22 protein-coding genes and 2 riboswitches are annotated in these 21219 nt (G+C 56.6%); of the genes, 16 read left to right on the plus strand and 6 right to left on the minus strand.

What is annotated here, in order from left to right; translation table 11 throughout:
- Together AC27IT_RS14950 and AC27IT_RS14955 are read right to left on the minus strand one after the other, a co-directional pair.
- Entirely contained in the window at positions 1-669 is a 669-nt protein-coding gene (locus AC27IT_RS14950; RefSeq protein WP_025844045.1) for a 2-hydroxy-3-keto-5-methylthiopentenyl-1-phosphate phosphatase, read from the minus strand.
- The gene (locus tag AC27IT_RS14955; RefSeq protein WP_448792343.1) at positions 666-1880 is read right to left on the minus strand and encodes a 2,3-diketo-5-methylthiopentyl-1-phosphate enolase; all 1215 of its coding nucleotides are present in this window, start codon (positions 1878-1880) and stop codon (positions 666-668) included. The genes AC27IT_RS14950 and AC27IT_RS14955 overlap by 4 nt, the downstream gene beginning before the upstream one ends.
- A gap of 119 nt (positions 1881-1999) precedes the next feature.
- Positions 2000-2150, minus strand: a riboswitch (SAM riboswitch).
- 157 nt (positions 2151-2307) lie between these two features.
- On the opposite strand from AC27IT_RS14955, the gene AC27IT_RS14960 reads away from it, so the two are divergent.
- The 9 genes from AC27IT_RS14960 to AC27IT_RS15000 all read left to right on the plus strand — a co-directional run bounded on the left by AC27IT_RS14960 (position 2308) and on the right by AC27IT_RS15000 (position 13042).
- Entirely contained in the window at positions 2308-2826 is a 519-nt protein-coding gene (locus tag AC27IT_RS14960; RefSeq protein WP_026558502.1) for a sigma-70 family RNA polymerase sigma factor, read from the plus strand.
- Positions 2823-4016: an anti-sigma factor gene (locus AC27IT_RS14965; protein ID WP_122953066.1), complete on the plus strand. Its 1194-nt coding sequence runs from the start codon at positions 2823-2825 to the stop codon at positions 4014-4016. Before AC27IT_RS14960 ends, AC27IT_RS14965 begins: the two co-directional genes overlap by 4 nt.
- Before the next feature lie 92 nt (positions 4017-4108).
- A riboswitch (SAM riboswitch) is annotated at positions 4109-4254 on the plus strand.
- 180 nt (positions 4255-4434) lie between these two features.
- Positions 4435-5664 carry an S-methyl-5-thioribose kinase gene (gene mtnK, locus AC27IT_RS14970; RefSeq protein ID WP_005826623.1) on the plus strand — a complete coding sequence of 410 codons (1230 nt, stop codon included), beginning with the start codon at positions 4435-4437 and terminating at the stop codon, positions 5662-5664.
- On the plus strand, positions 5661-6701 hold the full coding sequence (gene mtnA, locus AC27IT_RS14975) for an S-methyl-5-thioribose-1-phosphate isomerase (protein WP_005826621.1): 1041 nt from the start codon (positions 5661-5663) through the stop codon (positions 6699-6701). Before mtnK ends, mtnA begins: the two co-directional genes overlap by 4 nt.
- Before the next feature lie 159 nt (positions 6702-6860).
- Positions 6861-7415: a GNAT family N-acetyltransferase gene (locus AC27IT_RS14980; RefSeq protein WP_007776467.1), complete on the plus strand. Its 555-nt coding sequence runs from the start codon at positions 6861-6863 to the stop codon at positions 7413-7415.
- A 227-nt stretch (positions 7416-7642) separates the two neighbouring features.
- Entirely contained in the window at positions 7643-9385 is a 1743-nt protein-coding gene (locus AC27IT_RS14985; RefSeq protein ID WP_487091882.1) for an ABC transporter ATP-binding protein, read from the plus strand.
- 27 nt (positions 9386-9412) lie between these two features.
- Positions 9413-11500, plus strand: a complete 2088-nt coding sequence (locus AC27IT_RS14990) for an ABC transporter ATP-binding protein (protein ID WP_487091883.1) — start codon at positions 9413-9415, stop codon at positions 11498-11500.
- A gap of 39 nt (positions 11501-11539) precedes the next feature.
- Complete coding sequence (locus AC27IT_RS14995; protein WP_487091884.1) at positions 11540-12724, plus strand: MFS transporter; 1185 nt, start codon at positions 11540-11542, stop codon at positions 12722-12724.
- A gap of 177 nt (positions 12725-12901) precedes the next feature.
- Complete coding sequence (locus AC27IT_RS15000; RefSeq protein ID WP_167333240.1) at positions 12902-13042, plus strand: hypothetical protein; 141 nt, start codon at positions 12902-12904, stop codon at positions 13040-13042.
- A 95-nt stretch (positions 13043-13137) separates the two neighbouring features.
- Here the strand turns inward: AC27IT_RS15000 and AC27IT_RS15005 are convergent, their stop codons facing one another.
- The 3 genes from AC27IT_RS15005 to sppA form a co-directional block, all read right to left on the minus strand.
- Positions 13138-14148 carry a CAP domain-containing protein gene (locus AC27IT_RS15005; protein WP_487091885.1) on the minus strand — a complete coding sequence of 337 codons (1011 nt, stop codon included), beginning with the start codon at positions 14146-14148 and terminating at the stop codon, positions 13138-13140.
- A 132-nt stretch (positions 14149-14280) separates the two neighbouring features.
- Entirely contained in the window at positions 14281-14754 is a 474-nt protein-coding gene (locus tag AC27IT_RS15010; RefSeq protein ID WP_007776457.1) for an RDD family protein, read from the minus strand.
- 15 nt (positions 14755-14769) lie between these two features.
- Complete coding sequence (sppA, locus tag AC27IT_RS15015; protein ID WP_005826609.1) at positions 14770-15741, minus strand: signal peptide peptidase SppA; 972 nt, start codon at positions 15739-15741, stop codon at positions 14770-14772.
- A 182-nt stretch (positions 15742-15923) separates the two neighbouring features.
- Between sppA and AC27IT_RS15020 the strand changes: the two genes are divergently transcribed.
- Entirely contained in the window at positions 15924-16652 is a 729-nt protein-coding gene (locus AC27IT_RS15020) for an amino acid ABC transporter ATP-binding protein (protein WP_005826607.1), read from the plus strand.
- Between the two features lie 55 nt (positions 16653-16707).
- Here the strand turns inward: AC27IT_RS15020 and AC27IT_RS15025 are convergent, their stop codons facing one another.
- Positions 16708-17409, minus strand: a complete 702-nt coding sequence (locus AC27IT_RS15025; protein ID WP_005826604.1) for a polysaccharide deacetylase family protein — start codon at positions 17407-17409, stop codon at positions 16708-16710.
- A gap of 141 nt (positions 17410-17550) precedes the next feature.
- On the opposite strand from AC27IT_RS15025, the gene AC27IT_RS15030 reads away from it, so the two are divergent.
- From AC27IT_RS15030 to gcvH, 6 genes are all read left to right on the plus strand, one after another.
- A complete protein-coding gene (locus tag AC27IT_RS15030) occupies positions 17551-18363 on the plus strand; it encodes a DUF2797 domain-containing protein (protein WP_005826602.1) in 813 nt (270 codons plus the stop codon).
- A gap of 58 nt (positions 18364-18421) precedes the next feature.
- The gene (locus AC27IT_RS15035) at positions 18422-18610 is read left to right on the plus strand and encodes a hypothetical protein (RefSeq protein ID WP_005826599.1); all 189 of its coding nucleotides are present in this window, start codon (positions 18422-18424) and stop codon (positions 18608-18610) included.
- A 139-nt stretch (positions 18611-18749) separates the two neighbouring features.
- Positions 18750-19112, plus strand: a complete 363-nt coding sequence (locus AC27IT_RS15040) for an arsenate reductase family protein (RefSeq protein WP_005826597.1) — start codon at positions 18750-18752, stop codon at positions 19110-19112.
- A gap of 3 nt (positions 19113-19115) precedes the next feature.
- Positions 19116-20303, plus strand: a complete 1188-nt coding sequence (locus tag AC27IT_RS15045; RefSeq protein ID WP_025844052.1) for an aminotransferase class I/II-fold pyridoxal phosphate-dependent enzyme — start codon at positions 19116-19118, stop codon at positions 20301-20303.
- Positions 20304-20359: 56 nt separating this feature from the next.
- Positions 20360-20623 carry a hypothetical protein gene (locus tag AC27IT_RS15050; RefSeq protein WP_005826592.1) on the plus strand — a complete coding sequence of 88 codons (264 nt, stop codon included), beginning with the start codon at positions 20360-20362 and terminating at the stop codon, positions 20621-20623.
- Between the two features lie 59 nt (positions 20624-20682).
- Positions 20683-21063, plus strand: coding sequence for a glycine cleavage system protein GcvH (gcvH, locus tag AC27IT_RS15055; protein ID WP_005826591.1), 381 nt, complete (start codon positions 20683-20685; stop codon positions 21061-21063).
- Positions 21064-21219: the final 156 nt, after the last annotated feature.

The raw sequence follows: 21219 nt of genomic DNA on the forward strand, positions 1-21219 counted from the left end.
TTAGACAACCTCCTGTTTCAGTTCGGTCAGCGTGCCAATCACGTCGTGGAAGGTCGCGAATGTGCTGTGCGGCAGCGCAAGCTCCTGTGCCTTCTCGGCGAGGAAGGAGCGGGCGATGACGTAGTCGGCGATCTTTGCGCCAGCCAGGTCCGTGATCGAATCGCCAATGACGACGCGATAGTGAGTGGCAGGGTCGTAGCGGCGAATGATGGTCGTCTTGCACATGCCGCAGCCGTTCGTGCAGTGCTCGTCGCAGGAGTGCGGCCACGTGATCGTGATGTTCTCGCCGGAGAAGTCGCTGCCGTTGCAGTAGATCGGGACACCGCTAAGGTCAAACGGAGCGAGAATCGGCTGGACGAAAAAGTCGATGCCGCCGCTCGTAATCAAAAGCTCGATGCCTTCCTCGCGGCAAAAGCGGACGAAGTCAGCGAAGCCGGGGCGAATCGTAGCCTCCTGGACGATGTAGTCTACAATATCCTGGCGCAAGGAAGAAGGGAGCAACTGAAACAGCTTGCCGACGCCTTCCTGTACGCTTATTTGTTGCGAAAGAATTTGTTTGGTGAGTGCTTCCCATTCGGGGGGAGCGAACTTTTTCACAATCGCGACGATGTTGTCTTTTTCCGTAATCGTTCCGTCGAAATCGCAGAACAGCACGAGCTTTTTGCTCATCGTGCGCCACCCCACTTTTCCAGGGCGATGGCAAGCTCAGGCGATCCGGCAGCGGCTTCTTCCAGGCTGCGCCCGGCAGTGACGGCAGCGATTGCGTCGACAAAAGCTTTCGCTCCGGCCGTCGCGCCGCCGGGGTGGCCGTGAATGCCGCCGCCCGCGTTGACGATTTGGTCGAGACCGAAGTCCTGATACAACTGCGGCACGAGTCCGGGATGAATGCCTGCGGACGGAACCGGGAACGAGCGGCGCACGCCCTCCAGCGGCGTCGTCAAGTTGTGGGCGAGTTGCAGCGCTTCTGTCTTGTCCAGCGCCACGTTGCCGTACGGAGACGGGAACAGCACCAGGTCTGCTCCGGCGATCCGCATCAAGGTGCCGAGCAGAAGCGGCGTGGCGATGCCGTAGTCAGGCGACGGATAGTACGCGCCTGCGAGCGCCGGGTGCGCCATGATCGGGACGTTGACATCCGGATCGGCTGCCAGGCGGTGCAGGGCATCGAAGCCGAAGGCCAGCACGTTGAACAGCAGGCAGTCGGCGCCCGCTTCGACCGCGCGTTTTGCCTTTTCGTTCAGCTCGTTGATCGGCCCGGTCAGGTTGGCGGCGTAGAGGACAGGCTTGCCTGTCTCGGCTTCGGTCTCCAGGGCGATCTGTTTGAACGCCTGGATGCGCTCCAAAAACGGTGCGCGGTCGTCCGCGAAGAAAATTTCGTCATCTTTGACCAAATCGACGCCGCCCTGCGCCTGTGCTTTAAATTGCGTTTTCAGATCGTCGAACGGCAGGCCGAGGCAAGATTTGAAAATGCTCATCAGGAGCGGACGGTTTTGGGCGTCCAGTCGTCCGCGCAGTCCGTCTATGCCGAACTTCGGTCCGGGAAAAGCCTGGAGGAACGAGTCGGGAAAAGCGATGTCGACCAGCTTGATTTTTCCGTCCATCGAGAGCTTTCCGAAAATTCCGGTCAAGAGCGAAGGAATGTCGCTGGTGAAGTTGCGGGTCGGGTAGCTGACGGTAATCAGCCCGCGCACATCCCCGTTTTCCAATGTTTCCAGCGGAGTGGCGCTGACGGCTTCGCCTAGGTACGGCGCCAGCTCCGCTTGCTTGGTAGCGGGCAAGTCCGTCCAGGAGCCGACCGTCATGCCGACTGCGATGGCAGCGGCTTTTTTGTTCAAGTCTTTGGCTTGTGTCAAATAGGTGACGAGGATGCGTTGCTCACTCATGCTAGTCCTCCTTGGCAGCTTCAAAAGCTGTCGTGGTCGTTTCGAAACATGTAATCATGCAAAAAAGCCTCCCCACTTGAGCGGGGAGGCGGTTGTCGACTATGAAAACGTCTCGTCTCCTCTCATCTCTCGGGTCAGTAGCCGGAACAAACAGCTCCGACTCTTATCCGTTGGAATTAGCACCGTTTCGCTATTTTTGTCGAACGCAAAAAAATAGCGCCGGTTGCCGGGCATCATAGGGCCAGTCCCTCAGCCAGCTCGCGATAAGAGTTTATGTGGTTCACACGTCATCTATCCGTGTGCGATACACCCATGATATGCCTTCTCGTTCCGCTAGTCAATCTTTGTTTTTCCGAGAATGTGCATCTGCTCACAGGGAAAAGGAGGCAGCAAGTGAAACTTTTTTACTCAGCGTGCGTGGTATCGGATGAAAGGGTGTGGAGGCATTGGGAAAGTAGGCTTGGAGGACGTGTACCAGTTGCACGTAAACGATATATACCGCTATCTTTTCCGGCTCACACGCGATCGGAGGCAGGCGGAAGACTTGACGCAGGAGACTTTTTTTCGCGCGTATGCCTCCCTGGATGACTATCGCGGGGAAAAAGTGCGGCCGTGGCTGTTCAAGGTGGCCTACCACGCCTTCGTGGACTGGCATCGCAAACAGAAGCGGCGGCCAGTCGATTACGTCGGGAGCGTGCCGGAACGACTGGATGCTTCCGCCGTCGATCCCGCTGACCAGCTCGTGAACCAGGAGTTGTGGGAGGCGGCATCCGCCTGTTTGGAGCGGCTGCCGGAAAAGCAGCGACAGGTGATTTTGCTGTCGGCGATGCAGTTTTCCTACGCGGAAATGGCGGAGGTGCTGGGAATCGAACTGGCGGATGTTAAGCGCTCCCTGTTTCGGGGACGGCAAAAGATGCGGCAACTGTGGAAGGAGGAAGGGCTATGACGAACCAAAACGGGGATGACCGCGAGCAAAAACTGCTTGCTTACCTGAGAGGGGATTTGACGGGCGAGGAAGCGAAACGGCTGGGCGAGGAACTGGCGGACGACGAAGAGTACGGGAAGCGGCTGGAACGGCTATTGCTCGGGGAAGAACAAGGGACAGACGGCAAGCAGGAGGTTGCGCCAGGGCTTTCGGAAGCAAGACAGCGGGCGATCGTCCGCCGGGGAAAGTGGAAAAACAGGCTGACGACCTCCTTCTATGCCTTCGCGATTCCTTGCCTCGCGGGTGTGCTCTTGCTGTTCGTAAACGGCTGGGTGGGAAGGCTGATGCATGACGATTTGTTCCGGGTGGCACGGGACATGGTCAATTTTACCCAGCCTGGCGTGAGCGTGGGCAGCAGCGGCTCGCAGGTGGGGCTGTTGTACGGCAGCATCGACATGGAGCTGCGAGAGCAGGTTGGCAACGAGGCCAAAAGCGCTGGCCGCTTTCGGAGCACGAATGTGCTGTGGAACGTGAGCGCCAGACCGGAGTGGACAGGGGGCGTCCGGGAGCAAAAGCTGTTTTTCCGCTACCCGCTATCGGCCGGAGAACCGGAAGAAGACACGTCCTTTTTGCGCACGCCTGCCTGGACGACGCTGGAAAAGCTGCCGGAAGGAACGGTTTCCCAACTGGCGATCTCGTTTGACAGCTTCCTGACGTATGAGCAGTATGTCGAGCTGGTTTCCCGCCATGTCAGCAGCTACAACCAGGAGACGGTCTGGTTTGCCGTCGACACTGGCGTGGAGGTGAAACAAGTTGACGGGGAAGCCGGCAATCTGCTACTCGGCCCGGGGGAGGTCTGGGGCTTTGCCGAGCGGGAGCTGGATTACGGAACCGCGCCGATTCAGGTGAACGGAGAAGGCGAGCGGCGAATGGCCGCCTTCATGGGCGAGATGAAGTATTTGACCGAGCAAAAAAGCTTGGCGCGCGACATGGGCTACGCGCTGCTTTCGGGCGGCAATCCGCAACTCGAGGAGCGCTATCGCTATTTGCAGGAAAAAGGCGTGCGCATCTACGGCGCCGTCCTGACCGGGCCGACGAAGGAGCTGCTCAGGCTCAAGGAGGAAAAGTCGATTACCGCCGCGTTTGTCGGCAAAATCGACTGGTGGAACTGGGAGCGCCCCGCCGCCTCGGGGACGCAGAATAGCTGGTAGAAGGCGAGCCGTTTTTGCAAAAAAAGAGTGTTGACATCGTGGAACCGCAGGTTGTATGATTCAAACTAAATCAAAACCGCATACGTTTGGATACCTTATCCAGAGAAGGTGGAGGGACTGGCCCGATGATACCCGGCAACCGACACGACGCGATTTCAACGCGAGCAGCGATTGAAGCAAAAAGCGACGTGCACGGTGCTAATTCCTGCAGAAACAAAAGTGGTCTGGAAGATAAGGGGGACATGACACGTTATTTGTACGTGACGACAGCGACCTCTTTTCTTCGGAAAAGAGGTCTTTTTGTATGTCACAGCACGAACGCCGATGGCCGCATGACACCGTTTGACCGCAAGGCTGGGGGATATGACCAGTCCGCTACAGATAGAGAGAAACTACTTAACGAGGGGAGTAATCAATCATGGCATACCGCGCATTGACTGAACAGGAAGCAGTAGAGTACGTAAAAGGCTTGCCGGGTCTGTTTACAGAGGGGGCCGAGCTGACCAGCCGCGAAATCGGGGACGGGAACCTGAATCTGGTGTTCGATATTCAGGAGTCGGCTACCGGAAAAAAAGTGATCGTGAAGCAGGCGCTGCCGTTTGCGAGAGTCGTGGGCGAGTCGTGGCCGCTGACCATCGACCGCGCCCGGATCGAGAGCGAAGCGCTTCGCATCCAGCACAAATACGTACCGGACCTGGTGCCGGAAGTGTACCACTTCGATCAGGAGCTGGCCCTGACGGTGATGGAAAACGTAGGCGACCACATCATCATGCGCAAAGGCTTGATTGAGGGCAAGCGCTATCCGCTTTTTCCGAAGCAGATCGGCCGTTTTCTCGCGCACACCTTGTTCTACACATCGGATTTGGGCGCGCATCCGTACGACAAAAAAGCGCTCGTCGGAACATTCATAAATCCGGAATTGTGCAAAATCACAGAAGATCTCGTCTTTACCGATCCGTACGAAAATGCGCCGACCAACGACTTCAACCCGCTGATTCGCCGGGAAGTGGAAGCGATCTGGAACAACAAGCCGCTCAAGCTGGAGATCGCCAAGCTGAAATACGACTTCCTCACGCGCGCAGAAGCGCTGCTGCACGGCGACTTGCACACGGGCAGCATTTTCATCACCGAGACGAGCCTGAAAGCGATCGACCCGGAATTTGCCTACTACGGGCCAATCGGCTTTGACATCGGCGCGGTCATCGCCAACCTGCTGCTCAACTACGCAGGTCAACACGGATTGCAAGAAGACCCAGGAGAACGCGACTCGTACCGCGAATACTTACTGGAAACGGTGGAAGATGTCTGGAACGAATTCGTTTCCCAGTTCGTTCAGCTCTGGCACAAACAGGCAAAAGAGCGCAGCGCTCACGTCGAAGGCTTGTGGCAAAGCTACGTGAAGCGACTGATTCAGGACACGGCGGGCTATGCCGGCTGCAAAATTTTGCGCCGCGTGATCGGGCTTGCGGGAGTGGCTGATCTGAACACCATCGCAGACGATGAAAAACGGGCAGAAGCCGAGCGACTGGCGCTGGCGATCGGAGAAGCGCTGATTCTCGGCCGCAGCAACGTCGACGAATCGACAGACATCACGGACATCGTCCGCCAGGTAACCGCACGCTACTATCAGGAGGCAACGACAGTATGACAACCAGTACACAAACAACGCCAGTCAAGTGGGAAGACGACGCGCTCGTCTTGCTTGACCAGACGCGTTTGCCAGTAGAGACGATTTACTTGCGGCTGACGACCGCAGAAGAAGTATGGGGCTCCATTCGCCGCCTGGAAGTGCGCGGCGCGCCGGCAATCGGCATGGCCGCAGCATATGGACTGTACCTGGGGATTCGCGGCAGCGAGGCACAGACGTACGAAGCGTTTTGGCAGGAGTTGAACCGCCAGGCAGACTACCTGGGCACATCCCGCCCTACCGCTGTCAACCTGTTCTGGGCGCTCGACCGGATCAAGGCGCGCGTGAAAAAAGACGCTGCCCTGCCAATCGCAGAGCTGAAAGCCGCTGTGCTTGACGAAGCGCTGGCGATTCAAAAGGAAGACGCCGAGGTGTGCCGGACGATCGGAGAGCATCTGCTCACGCTGCTGCAAGACGGCATGGGCGTTCTCACGCACTGTAATCCGGGGGCGCTGGCGACGGCAGCGTACGGAACGGCTACGGCTCCCTTTTATTTGGCCAAGGAACGCGGCTGGAATCTGAAAGTATATGCAGACGAGACGCGTCCCGTCTTGCAAGGCGCTCGCCTGACCGCGTATGAATTGCAGCAGGCGGGCATCGACGTCACGCTGATCTGCGACAACATGGCGGCGATGGTGATGTCGCAGGGCAAAGTGCAGGCGGTCGTCGTCGGAACGGACCGCGTGGCGGCCAACGGCGATGTCGCCAACAAGATCGGCACCTACGGGGTAGCGGTTTTGGCAAAGGCGCACGGCATTCCTTTTTACGTGGCAGCTCCTCTGTCCTCAGTCGACCTGGCAACACCGACAGGCGCGGACATTCCGATTGAGGAGCGTCCGGCCGAGGAGATCACGCACGGCCTGGGCAAACAGGTAGCACCTGACGACATCAAAGTGTACAATCCGGCGTTCGATGTGACGCCTGCCCAATACATTACGGCGATTGTCACCGAGACGGGCATTTTCAAACCGGAAGAGATTGCGAAAAGCAAACAATAATCACGCTCATGAGCGTCTGCCAGTTCGCTGGCGGGCGCTTTTTGCGCAAGAAGCGTCCCTGCCGCTTGCCAAACAATGGCTCCGGTCGCATAATCGAGCGTAAGCAGTCGTTTGCCAGTCTTTAGTCGCTGCATCTACATAATAAAGGAGGGCTTTTGCATGAGAAGGATACCGATTAATGAGGAGACGTTTCTCAAACAGCTTGAGCTGTCCGATGCCGCCGAAATGTTCTGGCTCACGGACACCAACAGACCCTACCTGAAGGAATGGCTGCCTTGGCTGAATTTTACGAAGCGTGTCGAGGATACGAGCCATTTTATCCAGCGAACGATCCAGCAGCATAACGACAATCAGGGCATTCACTACGGAATCTGGCACAACGGACGGCTGGCCGGAACGCTGGGCGTGCACAATATTGACTGGATCAACAAGAAAACGGCGATCGGCTATTGGCTCGGCGCCCAGTTCCAGGGCAAGGGACTGATGACCGGGGCAGTGGCGGCGTACATGGACCAGCTTATTTTCGGCTCGTGGGGGCTGGAAAAGGTCACGATTCAGGCGGCGACGGAAAATTACAGGAGCAGAGCGATCCCGGAGCGGCTGGGCTTTCAACTGGAAGGAATCCTGCGCCGCAACGAGTTTCTGTACGACCATTTTGTCGACCATGCCGTGTACAGCATGTTGAAGGAAGAATGGCTGGCAAGACGTAGCTGAAAAAGTTGGATTGACAAAGAAAATTCAGTAAATTACGATGAAGGAAGCAAGAAGGGGTGCGTGATGCGCGCGCCTTTTTTATATATTAGTACAATTACGGTTTCGCCCATGGTTTGGTTTGGCGCAGCCGGGTTTGTCCATTCGCTGGAAAGGTGCAGTTGCCCAGGAGAAAAGCGCTGGCTGCAATTGAGTTCCATACAAGGCTACATCATGAGAGGGGGATCTGCTTGCATACACTCAAGGAGCTATCGTGGTTTTTTCGCGCGCACTGGAAACGGTACACAATCGGTATCTTGTTTTTATTTCTCATCGACGTCCTGATGCTTTGGCCGCCTCGTCTGATCGGAGAGACGGTCGATGCGATGCGCAACAGCTCTTTGACGACGCAGGATTTGACCAGGACGGTTGCGATCCTGCTCTCGCTTGGTGTCGGGCTGTACGCGATGCGTTTTGCCTGGCGGCACTTGCTCAACGGCGGTGCGCTGATTTTGGAGCGGACTTTGCGCGAGCGTCTGTTTGCGCACCTGACGCGGATGACGCCGTCGTTTTACCATCGCAAGCGCAGCGGCGATCTGATGGCTGTCGCGACCAACGACATTCCGGCGATCGAGCAAACGGCGAGTACAGGCGTGCTCACGCTGGTCGATTCGCTGTTCATGACGCTGTTGACGCTCGGGGTCATGGTGACGGTCATCGATTGGAAGCTGACGTTGGCGGCGCTGATCCCGATGCCTTTTTTGGCCTGGTCGACCGCCTACTACGGCAGACTGCTGCACGAGCGCTTTTATCTCGCCCAGGAAGCGTTTGGCGAGATGAACGACCACGTGCAGCAATCGGTTTCCGGCGTGCGTGTGCTGCGTGCGTTTGTGCAGGAAAAGGAAGACATTGAAGCCTATCGCCGGGTCAGTGAAAAAACGCTGGAGCGCAACGTGAGCGTATCGCGGATCGACGCGCTGTTCGAGCCGACGATTGCGATCATTATCGGCTTCAGCTTCCTGATCGGGCTTGGCTATGGAACATACCTCGTCTTTACGAGCGCGATTTCTTTGGGCGATCTGGTCGCTTTTAACCTGTACCTCGGGCTTTTGATCTGGCCGATGTTCGCCTTTGGCTGGCTGGTCAACGTGCTGCAGCGCGGCGGAGCGTCCCACAAGCGCCTCTCCGAGCTGTTGGTGGAACAGCCGGATGTGAAGGAAGTCGCCCACCCGGTGACGGCCGAGACGCCGAATACGGTAGAAGCTCGCCAGTTTTCTTTTGCCTACCCGGGCAGTGAAAAGCCTGCGCTCACTGACATCACCTTTTCGCTCGGGGCAGGCGAGACGCTGGGCATTGTCGGGCGGACGGGGAGCGGGAAGTCGACGCTGTGCCGCGCCCTGTTGCATCAATACGAGTTGAAGGAGCAGTCGCTGTTTGTCGGCGGAGTGCCGATTGAAAAACTGTCATTTGCAGCGCTGCGGGAAAAAATCGCCTATGTGCCGCAGGAGCATTTGCTGTTCTCGCGGACGATTGCGGAAAATGTAGCGTTTGGCCGGCCGCAAGCGACAGAGGCGGAGGTACTGCACGCGCTCAAGCTGGCGGAAATGAGCAATGATCTGGCCCAGTTCCGCGATGGCCTGCAAACGATGGTGGGCGAAAAGGGCGTGACCCTCTCCGGCGGGCAAAAGCAGCGGATTTCGATTGCCCGGGCTTTGCTGCTCGATGCAGGCATCCTCATTCTCGATGATTCGTTGTCGGCGGTCGACGCCCGGACGGAAGAGGCGATTTTGCGTCATTTGCGCGAGGAGCGCGCCGCCAAAACGACGATTATTACCGCTCACCGCCTGTCTGCCGTGCAACACGCCGAGCTGATTCTCGTGCTGGACGAAGGCCGGATTGTCGAGCGGGGAACACATGATGAGCTGATGCAGCAAAACGGCTGGTATGCGGAGCAGTATCGCAGACAGCAAATGGAGCGGGATGTTGCCGGCTAAGCCGTGAAGAGGGAGGGAGAGCGTTTCGTGGGGAAAGAACACGTATGGAAGCGGCTGGCCGCATTTGCGCGGCCGTTTCAAAAGCAAATAGGGGGAGCGCTGATCCTGCTTCTGCTCGGGACGAGTGCGGAGCTGGCGGGACCATTTCTGGCCAAGGCGATGATCGACAATCACATCCTCGCCATCCAGAAGCCCTGGTACGAGTTTGAACAAAAGCCGCAGGTGCCCGAGGACCTGGTGGTTGCGATAAACGATCGCTACTATATACGGGAGGATGCGCTGGCCGATGCGGGCTTGACACCCGGCAGCATCCAGGCGAGCGAAGCGACCGTAGTTGCGGCAGGCACGACGTATTACTTGATCGAGGGAAAAATCGAGCAAAATGGCGAGAAGCAGTTCACGCCCATCGAACCGGAAAATGGCCGGGAGCGCTTTGCGGTGACGGCTGGCGATGCGGCGGGGACGAGTGCGGCTCCGACAGGAATCCGGCTGACGGGCGAAGAAGTTTTGGCGATGTACCAAAACGACGTGCAGCCGATCATCTGGCTGTCGGTCGGGTACGGAGCGCTGATTTTGCTGTCGGCGTGCTTCAACTACATTCAGATTTTGTGGCTGCAAACGATCGCCCAGCGCATCATTCAACAGATGCGGATGAAGCTGTTCGTGCATTTGCAGAAGCTCCCGGTCTCCTTTTTTGACAAGACGCCGGTTGGCTCGCTCGTCTCCCGCGTGAGCAACGACACCGAGGCGATTCGCGAGCTGTACGTGAGCGTGCTTGCCACGTTTGTGCAAAACGGCATTTATTTGCTCGGAATCTTGATCGCGCTGTTCGTGCTCCAGCCGCAACTGGCCCTGTTCTGCTGTCTGACTGTGCCGCTGCTCGCGCTCTTGGTCTACGTCTATCAAAAGTACAGCTCCCGCTACTACGCGGTGATTCGGGCGAAGCTCGGCGACATGAACGCGACGATCAACGAGATGATTCAAAACATGGCGATTGTCCAGGCGTTTCGCCGCGAGGAAGGCGTGCAAAAAGAGTTTGCGCAGGTGAACGAAAGCTACTTCAAGGTGCGGATGAAGGAAATCAACCTGGAGTCGCTCCTGCTGCGGCCCGCTGTCGACCTGATCTGGAAAATCGCCCTGACCTTGATTATCTGGTACTACGGCTCCGCGTCGTTTCACAGCGTCATTTCGTTCGGGGCGCTGTTTGCCTTCGTAGACTACATGGGTCGCTTTTTCGAGCCGATCAACATGATTATGAACCGCCTGTCGCAAATGCAGCAGGCGACGATCTCGGCCACACGCGTCTTCGATATTTTGGACACGGCGGCCGAATCGCAAACAGCGGGGACGCCAATCGCGCGGCCGCGCGGGGAAGTGGTGTTCGACCAGGTGTCGTTTGCTTACAACGAAGATGAGTACGTGCTGAAAAACGTTTCGTTCACCGCGAAGCCGGGCCAGACGATCGCGCTCGTCGGCCATACCGGATCAGGGAAAAGCTCGCTGATGAACCTCTTGCTCGGCTTTTATCCGGTGACAAAAGGGCGCATCCTGATCGACGGCAAGAACATGCGCAAGATCGACACGCAATCGCTGCGCAGTCATATCGGGCTGGTGCTGCAAGACCCGTTTTTGTTTACGGGCAGCATCGGCTTCAACATTCGCATGTACAACGACGCGATTTCCGATGAAAAAGTCGTGCAGGCCGCCAAGGCAGTGCGGGCCGACGAATTTATTACGCGCCTGCCGCAAGGGTACGACGAGCCGGTTGTCGAGCGCGGCATGACGTTGTCTGCGGGACAGCGGCAGCTCATTTCGTTTGCCCGGGCGCTTGTGGCCGATCCGGCGATTTTGATTCTCGACGAAGCGACGGCGAGCATCGACAGCGAAACCGAGCTGGCGATCCAGGAAGCGCTGCACGTCCTGTCGCGCGGGCGGACGACGTTTATCATTGCCCATCGGCTGTCGACGATCCAGCACGCGGACCAGATTCTCGTATTGTCCCGCGGGGAAATCGTGGAGCGGGGAACGCATGACGAGCTGATGGCACAGGATGGACTGTATCAAAAAATGTACCAGCTTCAACAAGGGAGTCTTTCTGTTAAAGTGAATGGATAGAGGTTTACAGAGGATTTAGGGGAAAGGAGCTTCAACACCATGTCTTCGTCGAGATACACCTTCTGGGTGTTGATCCTGGTGGTAGCCATCTCGGGCTTGAGCCAAGGCTTGAGCATTCCGCTTTTGGCTGTGCTGTTGGAAAAGCAGGGCGTGTCGTCGGTCATGAACGGGCTGAACGCCGCCGCTCTGTACGTGGGGATGGTGCTCGTCTCGCCTTTGCTGGAAATTCCGCTGAGGCGGATCGGCTACCGTTCCACGATTTTGTGGGGAATGCTGCTGCTCACGATTGCGACTGCCCTCATCCCGCTGTTCAGCCACCTGGCTGTCTGGTTTGTGTTGCGCATGCTGATGGGGATTGGCGATTCCAGCCTGCACTACTCCAGCCAGATGTGGGTGACGAAAATCGCCGCGCCGCAAACGCGGGGACGCGACCTGTCCCTGTACGGGCTGGCGTATGGCGTCGGCTTCAGCATCGGGCCGCTTGGCTTGAATTTGTTGCCGCTCGGGCTGTGGGTGCCGTTTGGCGTCTTGCTTTTTTTGTACGCCGTAGCTTTTGTGCTTTTGTCGCGGATTAAAAACGAATATCCCGAACAGCTCAAGCAAACGGAAAAGAAACAAAACAAATACGCCACCGTGCTGCGCATCGGCTGGCTGTCGCTGATTCCTTCCTTTTTATACGGGTTCATGGAGACGTCTTTGAACGGCAGCTTTCCGGTCTACGCGTTGCGCACAGGCTTGTCGCTGGAGTGGGTTTCCCTGATTTTGCCGTCGTTTGTAGTCGGCAGCATTATTTTGCAAATGCCGCTCGGGACGCTGAGCGACCGGATCGGGCGCAGGCAAGTGATGCTCGCCTGTGCGCTTGTCGGGGGGATTGCCTTTTTCCTGTTCCCGCTGGCCGGGGAAAACGTCTGGCTGATGATGCTGCTGCTCGCGCTTGCCGGGGCGGCAGTCGGATCGTTTTACTCGCTCGGTCTGGCCTATTCGGCCGATATTTTGCCTGCCGCCATGGTGCCGACTGCGGGAATTATTGCGGGCATCAACTTCGGGATCGCGAGCATTCTCGCGCCAAACGTCAACGGCGTGCTCATGGAGCTGTGGGAGCCGTGGACGATGTTTTGGCTGATGGGGGCGCTTCTCGTGGTCTTCGCCGCCGCCTGCCTGTTTGCCCGAAACAGCAAGTCCCAGGCAGAGGGCTATCTGCTGCCATTGCAAAAACAAGGCTGATGGATGCCAAAAACGAAGCCATTCTCTGCATGTGTGGAGGATGGCTTTTTGTGCTGCCGGGGTTTCCCAATTATTTTTGCTGAACTGTAAGTTTTCTTCGTAAAAAAGCATAAACGGGCGCAGGGGAGGGAAGCGTATTACTATAGAAGAATTGTTTTTTTGGAAGGGGTTGACCCGATGCTGACTCCGTGCATATTCAAGCGGGGGATCGTCTGGATTTTGTTTTTCGTTCTCAGTCTGGTCATCATCCCGTTTTTTTCCGAAGAGGGGCAGGTTCCGCCGCCAACTCCTGCTACGAATGCGGCTGCGCAGCAGTAACTTCGACTCTGTCCGTGGATGAGGCAAGAAGTCTTCGTTAGAGCAACAAAAGACACGCCAAGCGATTGTGCTGGCGTGTCTTTTTTCGCGAGCGCTTACTTCGAGACGAAGTTTTGCGTGTAGAACGGGCGGCCGTCTTTGATGACGACACCGACGCCCAACTGTTTGAAGTTTTGATTCAAAAGATTTTGCCGATGGCCGGAGGAGTTCATCCAGCCCATGTGGACTTCAATGCCGTCCAGTTGGCCGTAGGCGATGTTTTCGCCCGCGTAGCTGTAGCGGATGCCTGCTTTTTTCAGGCGGTCAAACGGGCTTCCCGTCGTCGGCGAGGTGTGGCTGAAGTAGTTGTGCTGCGCCATGTCGTTGCTGTGCGCCCTGGCGACAGCCGCGACCTGCTCGTCCCAGGTCAGGACAGGCAATTTGGCGCGCAGCCGAGCGACGTTCAGCAAGTCGAAATTTTCTTTCTCATAAGCGATGGCGGCTTGCTTGATCTGGGCGTCTGTCAGCTTCGGCTGTGCCGGCAACTGTGTATAGACAATCGGGTACATCAGGCCCATGGCGATCGTGGCGAAGTGCTCTGGCGTGGAGATGCGGACACCTGCGACTTTGTTGCCGCCCAGTTGATCGATGGAAAAGGTGATGACCTGATTGTTTTGAAGATAAGTCGGATGTTTGAGCGTATTGTCCTGGATGCGCAGCGATGGAGTAATAGCCAGAGTGTTCTGTGGCGCTCCCCATGCCTCCTGCAACGCTTTGGTGGTGGAACCGATCGTGATTCCCCCGATATTGATCTTCGCTCCGTTCGTAAACAGCGTGACGACTTTGCTGTTTTGGATGCCCACCTCTATGTAGTTGTTCAAATCTTTGTTGTAGATCCACCATTCTACTCCGGTGTGGCTCGGGTCTTTGCCTGCGGGCTTGCCCAGCTTTTGCTCGACCTGAGCGGCGCTCATTCCGAGCTGGATGCCGTACGTGGACACCGATTTGACTGCTTGCTCTGCGGCTGCGACAGGAGCAGCGGACACGCCAAAAACGGGTGACAACTGGCCGAGCAGAGCCAGTGAAAGACCTAAGGCGAGGATGCTGATTGCTTTTTTCTTGTGCATATGTCTACCTCCTCGAAGTGGAATTGCCTTGGTTGTTACCAGTATCAGTGCAAAGACGGGCCAAAAACAGAGTCAAAGGAAGCAAATCTGTTACGAAAAAAGGAAAAACCTCCGAATAGACGATCGGAGGTTTCACGTTTTGCGGTCGTAGACGACGTATGTTTTCGCGAGCAAGTCATGCCAGCCTTGCTTTTGCGGATTCCATGCCACCCACAAATAGCCGAGCCCAAAAGGCAGCGTGGACAAAAACTTGCCAATCACTTCGCGCAGAATGACCTGGCCGCCCGACAGGTTGCCCCGGGACTGTCTGGCACTAATGACCCGGATTCCGGTAATCAGCTTGCCCAACGTCTGTCCCGTCCACCAGGTCAGAAGGATCATGTACAACAGTCCGAACAGCGCCTCCATCAGATCGATCAACGAAAAAAAGTCGCCGGATACGCCCATGGCGCGCCGCAGCGGATTGAACACGAGCAGGCTGACGCCGACCAGAAACAGGGAGTCCAGCAGGGAGGCCGCTACGCGTATCCAAAAGCCTGCGAAGTGGTGCTCGCGAGGCGGCTCCTGCCAGCCGTCCGGCTCTTGCCTTGCCATGAGGTCGCTCATTCCTCTCACTCCTTTTTAAAACGACGGGATGAATTGGTACAGGAGCCGCGGCGAGCTTTGGCGCTGCACGAGCTGCGCAAGCCCGAGCGGATCAGGGTTGGACCAGTGCTGCTTCAGGCTGAACAACAGCTTGCTGATGGAGAGCTGGTCATTGTAGCGCACGACCATCGCTTCCTGCTCGCCAGAGAGCGAGAGTGCATGCCGGGTCGCTTCTTCCAGATCGCCAAATTCGTCGATCAGTCCGAGCAGCTTGGCTTGCTCGCCGGAGTAGACGCGGCCATCGGCAATTTCTAAGACGCGCTGGCGGGAGAGATTGCGGCCTTTGACGATTACATCGACGAATTTTCGGTAGCTCTCGTTGACCAGCGACTGGAAAATTTGCCGCTCGGGATCGGTCAAAGGGCGCGCCGGGCTGCCGATGTCTTTGTAGCGCCCGCTTTTGATCGCGTACTGTTTGACGCCCAGCTTGGCTGCGGCCTCGTTGTAATTAAACAGTTGAAAAATGACGCCGAGACTCCCGGTCAATGTATTCGGATTGGCAAAAATCGCATCGCCAGCCGTTGCCAGGTAGTAGCCACCCGACGCAGCGGTCGAGCCCATGCTGACGACGATCGGGATGTCGCGCAACTGCTTGAGCCGCATCAGCCGGGTATGCAACTCATCCGTGGCGACGACCTCGCCGCCAGGGCTGTCGATCCTGAGCACGAGCGCCTTGACCATGTCGTCTTCCTCGACCCGCCGCAGTTGCTCGGCGAGCAGTTCTGCCATCGAAGGCATCCCGGAAGCGTTCGGCTCCCCGGAAATGACGCCGTTTACGAACAACTGCACAATTTTGTTGCTGCCTGACCCGTACACGACGTTTTCCTCCCAGGAGAATCCGGGGGTGTCGGCCAGCTCCTTGTAGCTTCCGGCCAAGCCTTCTACCGTTATTCCCGCGACAAAGACGACCAGCACGATCAGGAGCGCCACCCATTTTTTTCGTTGCATGAAAACCACCTCCCCCCTTAGCATGAGCCGCGAGGGGAAGAGTTACGCATCGGGCCGGGCTTGGAAAAACAGGGAGTGCAAAAACTGGGCGAGAGACTATTTGTGCAATTTTCAAACTATTGCGGTACAATATAGTTACATAGATTACAGCAAACGCATTTACCGCAATTAGGGGGATGACCATGATTATTCAAGTGACCGATTTGACGAAAAGCTACGGAGAGCTTCAGGTGTTAAAAGGAATTACGACACAGGTGGCGGAAAAGGAAGTCGTGTGTGTCATCGGGCCGTCGGGCTCGGGCAAAAGTACTTTTTTGCGCTGTCTGAACCAACTGGAGCAAATGACGGGCGGGAGGATCGTCATTAACGGGCATGACTTGTCAGACCCCAAGACAGATATCAACAAGGTCAGGGAAGAAGTCGGGATGGTGTTCCAGCGCTTCAACCTGTTTCCGCATAAAACGGTTCTGGAAAACGTCATGCTGGCGCCGATCAAGGTCAAAAAGCTCGCGCAAGAAGAAGCGCGCAAGCAGGGTCTGGCGCTTCTGAAAAAGGTCGGGCTGGAAGACAAGGCCGACGTGTACCCGGAGCGGTTGTCCGGGGGCCAGATGCAGCGGGTGGCGATTGCCCGCGCGCTGGCGATGAACCCGAAAGTCATGCTGTTCGACGAGCCGACCTCCGCCCTCGACCCGGAGCTGGTGGGTGAGGTGCTGACCGTCATCAAAAACTTGGCCAAGGAAGGGATGACGATGGTCGTGGTCACGCACGAGATGGGATTTGCGCGGGAAGTCGGCGACCGCATCATTTTCATGGATCAGGGCGTGATTATGGCAGAAGGAAGCCCCGAGGAACTTTTTGACAACACCAGCCACGAGCGGCTGCGTTCTTTCCTCGGAAAAGTTCTGGCCTAAAAGGCAAAAGGCAAGGCACCAGTTGCTTCGCGAAAGAGCGAGGCGTTGGTGCCTATTACTTGGCCTCATCGAGCAGTTGCGATACGGTGACAAAGCGGTAGCCTTGCGAGCGCAGGTCACTGATTAGCTCCTGCAGGGCGGCCACGGTTTGCTTCTGGTTCAGGCCGCCATCGTGAAACAAAATGATGTCGCCGGACGACACGTTGCTTTTCACGGTTTTCGCAATGACAGACGCCGTTCTCGCCAGCGACCAGTCTCGCGGATCGACCGACCAGTGAATGATGTCGTACCCGCTCGCCTGGACGGCGTTCATGACGTCGTGGGTCATGACACCCCCGGCGGGACGGTAGTATTGGGCGAGAATGCCCGTCGTCCTCAGGATGGAGCGCTCTGCTTGCTTGATGTCCTCGTACACCTCGTGCTCTGTCAGCTTGTTTAAGTCAAAATGGTGGTAGCCGTGATTGCCGATCTCGTGTCCGGCCTTGTAAATCCATTGCAGCACCTTTGGATGCTTGTCCACCTGGGAGCCGAGCACGAAAAAGGTGGCGGGCACCCGGTTTTTATGGAGCACCTCCAAAATTTTCGGGGTGTAGGTGGCATCCGGACCGTCGTCAAAGGTCAGGGCGACTACCTTTTTGTTCGTGTCGATCCGGTGAATCGGTTCGTAAGAGGGGAGCAGTTCCCGGGCCGTAACAGGAGATATCCCGTAGCCGAGCAGGCAGGCAAGCAACAAAGCATACAGCACGACGCGGCTCATGACGGACGCCCTCCTTTTGATTGAGATAGTTTAGGTTCACCCTCCGCTCTGGAAAACATGCTGCCAAAAGAAAACAGCGCCCGGTGCGCACAGGCGATATGTTAAAATGAGAGGACTGTACATGGGAGAGGAGAGAATGAAGTGGAACTCCGCGGTATTTTGCACGGTCTGAGCCACGATTATCACGGGAGAGAAAAGCCGGTCGACTACTATTTGAACATCGGCGAAGACCGTCTGCCTTTAAATGAATGGCTCGGCAGCGAACTGACCATTTCCTATCTGGGCCAAAAAAATTGCATCGCCTGCGGGCGCAAAACGAACAAAACGTTCAACAGCGGGTACTGCTACCCCTGTTTTACCAAACTGCCGGAAAATGACTTGTGCATCGTCAAGCCGCACGAATGTCATTTTGACCAAGGGACGTGCCGGGACGAGAGCTTCGGCGAGCAATACTGCATGATCCCGCACTACGTCTATCTGGCAGTTTCCAGCGACATCAAGGTCGGACTGACGCGCAAGCACAACCAGCTCAAACGCTGGGTCGATCAGGGGGCGATTCGCGCGATTCCGATTGCGGAAGTGCCGACGCGCCGGATGGCGGGAGAACTGGAGTACCATCTTAGCCAGTTTTTGCCGGACAAGACCAACTGGCGCAAAATGCTCAAGGGCGACGTCAAGGAAATCGACCTGATTGCTATGCGCGACGAGGTGTACAGCCATTTTCCCGAACCGTTCAAACCTTTCCAATACAGGGAAGACGAATGGGTGGATATTACATATCCGATTTTGGAGTCGCTGGACAAGATCAACTCGAAAACGTTGGACAAAGAGGAGCAGCTCGGCGGGCGGCTGATCGGCGTCAAGGCGCAGTACCTGATTTTTGAGAACGGCGTTTTCCAGGTGCGAAAGCACGCCGGCTACCAGGTAGAGATCAAGGCAAGCCACTCTGCATAAGTTCAGGCAAACTCCCCACACTTAAAAAAGCAGGCCAAGCTGAAGGGGGAGCTTTTTCGTGGATGGAGAAATCGAGTACACCCAGCCGTTGACGGGGACTTTGGCGGAAGCGGTAGAAGCGCAAAACGACAAGCAGCTAGGGGTGCCTTATTCGCCGCTTGCCCAGATGTGGCAGGTGAACCCCGGGGCCGAAGCCGTCGAGACGGAAGGCGCAAAAGCCGATCCGTCCAAAAGCCCGGGCCACTAACAGCAGAGCAAAACGCGAAAAACGGCAGCCGTTGAAGTGGGGCTGCCGTTTTTTTCAAGCAGGCAAACATTGTCCAGGACGGTGTGGTATTCTTTTACAAGAGAGAATGACTACATAACGAAAAGCGAGGGAATCGACCATGACCATGAAAGCGTATTTGTACAGCAAATGCGATACATGCCGCAAAGCGAAAAAATGGCTGACAGACCACAAGGTGAGCTTCGAGGAAGTGCCGATTGTCGATGCGCCGCCTTCCAAGGAAGAGCTTCGTCGGATTTGGCAGACGAGCGGACTTGACCTGCGCAAGTTTTTCAATGTCAGCGGCGTGCAATACCGCGAGCTTGGGTTAAAGGACAAGCTGCCGACGATGACAGACGAGGAAATGCTTGACTTGCTCGCTTCCAACGGAAAGCTCATCAAGCGCCCTCTCTTGGCGAGCGATGATACGGTGACGCTGGGCTTCAAGGAAGACGAGCTGGAAAAAGCGTGGGGAGGCAAGTAGGGAATGCGCCAACCGTCCAAAAGACTGCAAAACTTGTCTGCCGCGATTTTTTCCGAGATGGCTGCGCGAAAAAAAGAAGTCGCGAAGAAAAGGACCGTGTACGACTTGAGTATCGGCAGCCCGGACCAACCGCCTGAAGACCAGTTGCTCGAAACATTGCTCGCTGCTGCCAGACAGCCGGGCGCATTTGGCTACGCCTTGAGCGAGGGTACCGGAGCTTTTCGCGAAGAAGTGGCGCGCTGGTATCAATACCGCTTTGGCGTGGAGCTTGCGCCAGACGGCGAGGTTCATTCCTTGATGGGCTCGCAGGATGGACTCGCGCACTTTGCTTTGGCCTGGACCGATCCGGGCGACATCGTGCTCGTGCCTGACCCCGGCTACCCGATTTACGAGGGGAGCGTGCATCTGGCCGGGGCGATTCCTTACCGGATGCCGCTGCGCGCGGAAAACGGCTTTTTGCCCAGGCTCGCAGACATCCCGGACGAGATCGCGGCTCGTGCGAAGTTCATGATTCTGAACTATCCGAACAATCCTGTATCGGCTGTGGCCACCGTCGACTTTTTTGCAGAGGTCGTCGCATTCGCCAAGCGTCACGACATCATCGTCGTGCACGACCTCGCTTATTCGGAGATGGCTTTTGACGGCTATCGCCCGCCCAGCTTCCTGCAAGCGCCGGGAGCCAAAGAGGTCGGGATCGAGTTCAATTCGTTTTCCAAGAGCTTTAACATGGCAGGCTGCCGCATTGCGTATGTAGTCGGCAACAGCGAGATCATCAAGCCGCTGGCCATCGTCAAGTCGAATGTCGACTACGGCGTCTTTTTGCCTGTCCAGCAGATGGCGGTCGCGGCTTTGCGCATGGACCGGGAAGCAGGCGGCAAGAGCAGCGTCGGCCCTGTCTATCAGGAGCGCCGCGACGTCTTGCTGGCAGCACTGGCCGAGGCGGGCTGGGACATTGTGCCGCCGAAAGCGACGATGTTCGTCTGGGCACCCGTGCCAACTGGCTGGACGTCCCGCGAGTTTGCCATTGCGCTATTGGAGGAGGCAGGGGTGGTCGTCATTCCTGGTAGCGCCTTTGGCGACGAAGGGGAAGGCTACGTCCGGATTGCGCTCGTGCAAAGCCCGGAAGTATTGCGCCAGGCCGCTCGCTCGATTGCGGAGTCAGGCATTTTGGCGAGAAAAACAGGGGCATAGGCGCAGGCTGGCCGGCAAATGAGGGACGGTGTGGCAAATCGGCGTCGGCGAATGGTTTGAAAGTTACACGTATTCCTGTGCCGGATTTGGAAAAAGCTACAGATATTGAAGTGAGGAAACAGGCGATTGCGGAGCATGGCCTGAGGTATTCGCTTGCGGTCGTCGACGAAAAGGTCGATGCGCTGCCGGATGGACATGTCTCTGTTTTTGGCCTGTTTGACGAGAGGCTCCAGCGCGCCATTTTCTGGCAGGCGAAAAGGGTTTCAAGCTGGTCCCCAAAACGTCTGTTCAGAATTTTGTGGAGCGAAGAGGAATCCTAGAATGTTCGTCTAATTATGTATGTGTAATGGATTGTACCCGATAGGAGGATATGTAAACGATGGAATTCCCGAAAAATCTACGTTACAGTGAAGAGCATGAGTGGGTGCGAGTAGAAGGCAACAAAGCGTATATCGGAATCACCGCTTTTGCTCAATCAGAGCTGGGTGACATCGTGTTTGTCGAGTTGCCAGAGGTAGGCTCGACAATTCAACAGGATGAGCCATTTGGCAGTGTGGAATCGGTAAAGACCGTTTCCGAGCTGTACGCTCCTGTATCTGGCAAAGTAGTGGAAGTAAACGGCGAACTGGAAGACGCACCAGAACTGGTGAACTCTTCGCCTTATGAGCAGGCCTGGATGATCGCTGTCGAGCTGTCCGACACAGCCGAGCTGGACAAGCTGCTGGATGCCGACAAGTACGAGGCAATGGTAAAAGAATAGTTTGCAGACACACAAAAAGCCGGGGCATTGTTGCTCTGGCTTTTTTAGCTTTTTGGCAAAAGCCAGTCGACCGTTGCCGCAGTGGAGGGAGGAAACAGGAGAAAACGCTACAGGTACTTGGGCCTCTAGCGAGGAAGCGGAGACTGGCCGCCTGCG

The organism is Brevibacillus sp. YAE8, from assembly GCF_057543335.1.

Bases quoted from the DNA above. Each gene is read 5' to 3' on its own strand.
- AC27IT_RS14950 (WP_025844045.1), bottom strand. From the start codon at position 669: ATGAGCAAAAAGCTCGTGCTGTTCTGCGATTTCGACGGAACGATTACG.
- AC27IT_RS14955 (WP_448792343.1), bottom strand. From the start codon at position 1,880: ATGAGTGAGCAACGCATCCTCGTCACCTATTTGACACAAGCCAAAGAC.
- AC27IT_RS14960 (WP_026558502.1), top strand. From the start codon at position 2,308: ATGAAAGGGTGTGGAGGCATTGGGAAAGTAGGCTTGGAGGACGTGTAC.
- AC27IT_RS14965 (WP_122953066.1), top strand. From the start codon at position 2,823: ATGACGAACCAAAACGGGGATGACCGCGAGCAAAAACTGCTTGCTTAC.
- mtnK (WP_005826623.1), top strand. From the start codon at position 4,435: ATGGCATACCGCGCATTGACTGAACAGGAAGCAGTAGAGTACGTAAAA.
- mtnA (WP_005826621.1), top strand. From the start codon at position 5,661: ATGACAACCAGTACACAAACAACGCCAGTCAAGTGGGAAGACGACGCG.
- AC27IT_RS14980 (WP_007776467.1), top strand. From the start codon at position 6,861: ATGAGAAGGATACCGATTAATGAGGAGACGTTTCTCAAACAGCTTGAG.
- AC27IT_RS14995 (WP_487091884.1), top strand. From the start codon at position 11,540: ATGTCTTCGTCGAGATACACCTTCTGGGTGTTGATCCTGGTGGTAGCC.
- AC27IT_RS15000 (WP_167333240.1), top strand. From the start codon at position 12,902: ATGCTGACTCCGTGCATATTCAAGCGGGGGATCGTCTGGATTTTGTTT.
- AC27IT_RS15005 (WP_487091885.1), bottom strand. From the start codon at position 14,148: ATGCACAAGAAAAAAGCAATCAGCATCCTCGCCTTAGGTCTTTCACTG.
- AC27IT_RS15010 (WP_007776457.1), bottom strand. From the start codon at position 14,754: ATGAGCGACCTCATGGCAAGGCAAGAGCCGGACGGCTGGCAGGAGCCG.
- sppA (WP_005826609.1), bottom strand. From the start codon at position 15,741: ATGCAACGAAAAAAATGGGTGGCGCTCCTGATCGTGCTGGTCGTCTTT.
- AC27IT_RS15020 (WP_005826607.1), top strand. From the start codon at position 15,924: ATGATTATTCAAGTGACCGATTTGACGAAAAGCTACGGAGAGCTTCAG.
- AC27IT_RS15025 (WP_005826604.1), bottom strand. From the start codon at position 17,409: ATGAGCCGCGTCGTGCTGTATGCTTTGTTGCTTGCCTGCCTGCTCGGC.
- AC27IT_RS15040 (WP_005826597.1), top strand. From the start codon at position 18,750: ATGACCATGAAAGCGTATTTGTACAGCAAATGCGATACATGCCGCAAA.
- AC27IT_RS15045 (WP_025844052.1), top strand. From the start codon at position 19,116: ATGCGCCAACCGTCCAAAAGACTGCAAAACTTGTCTGCCGCGATTTTT.
- gcvH (WP_005826591.1), top strand. From the start codon at position 20,683: ATGGAATTCCCGAAAAATCTACGTTACAGTGAAGAGCATGAGTGGGTG.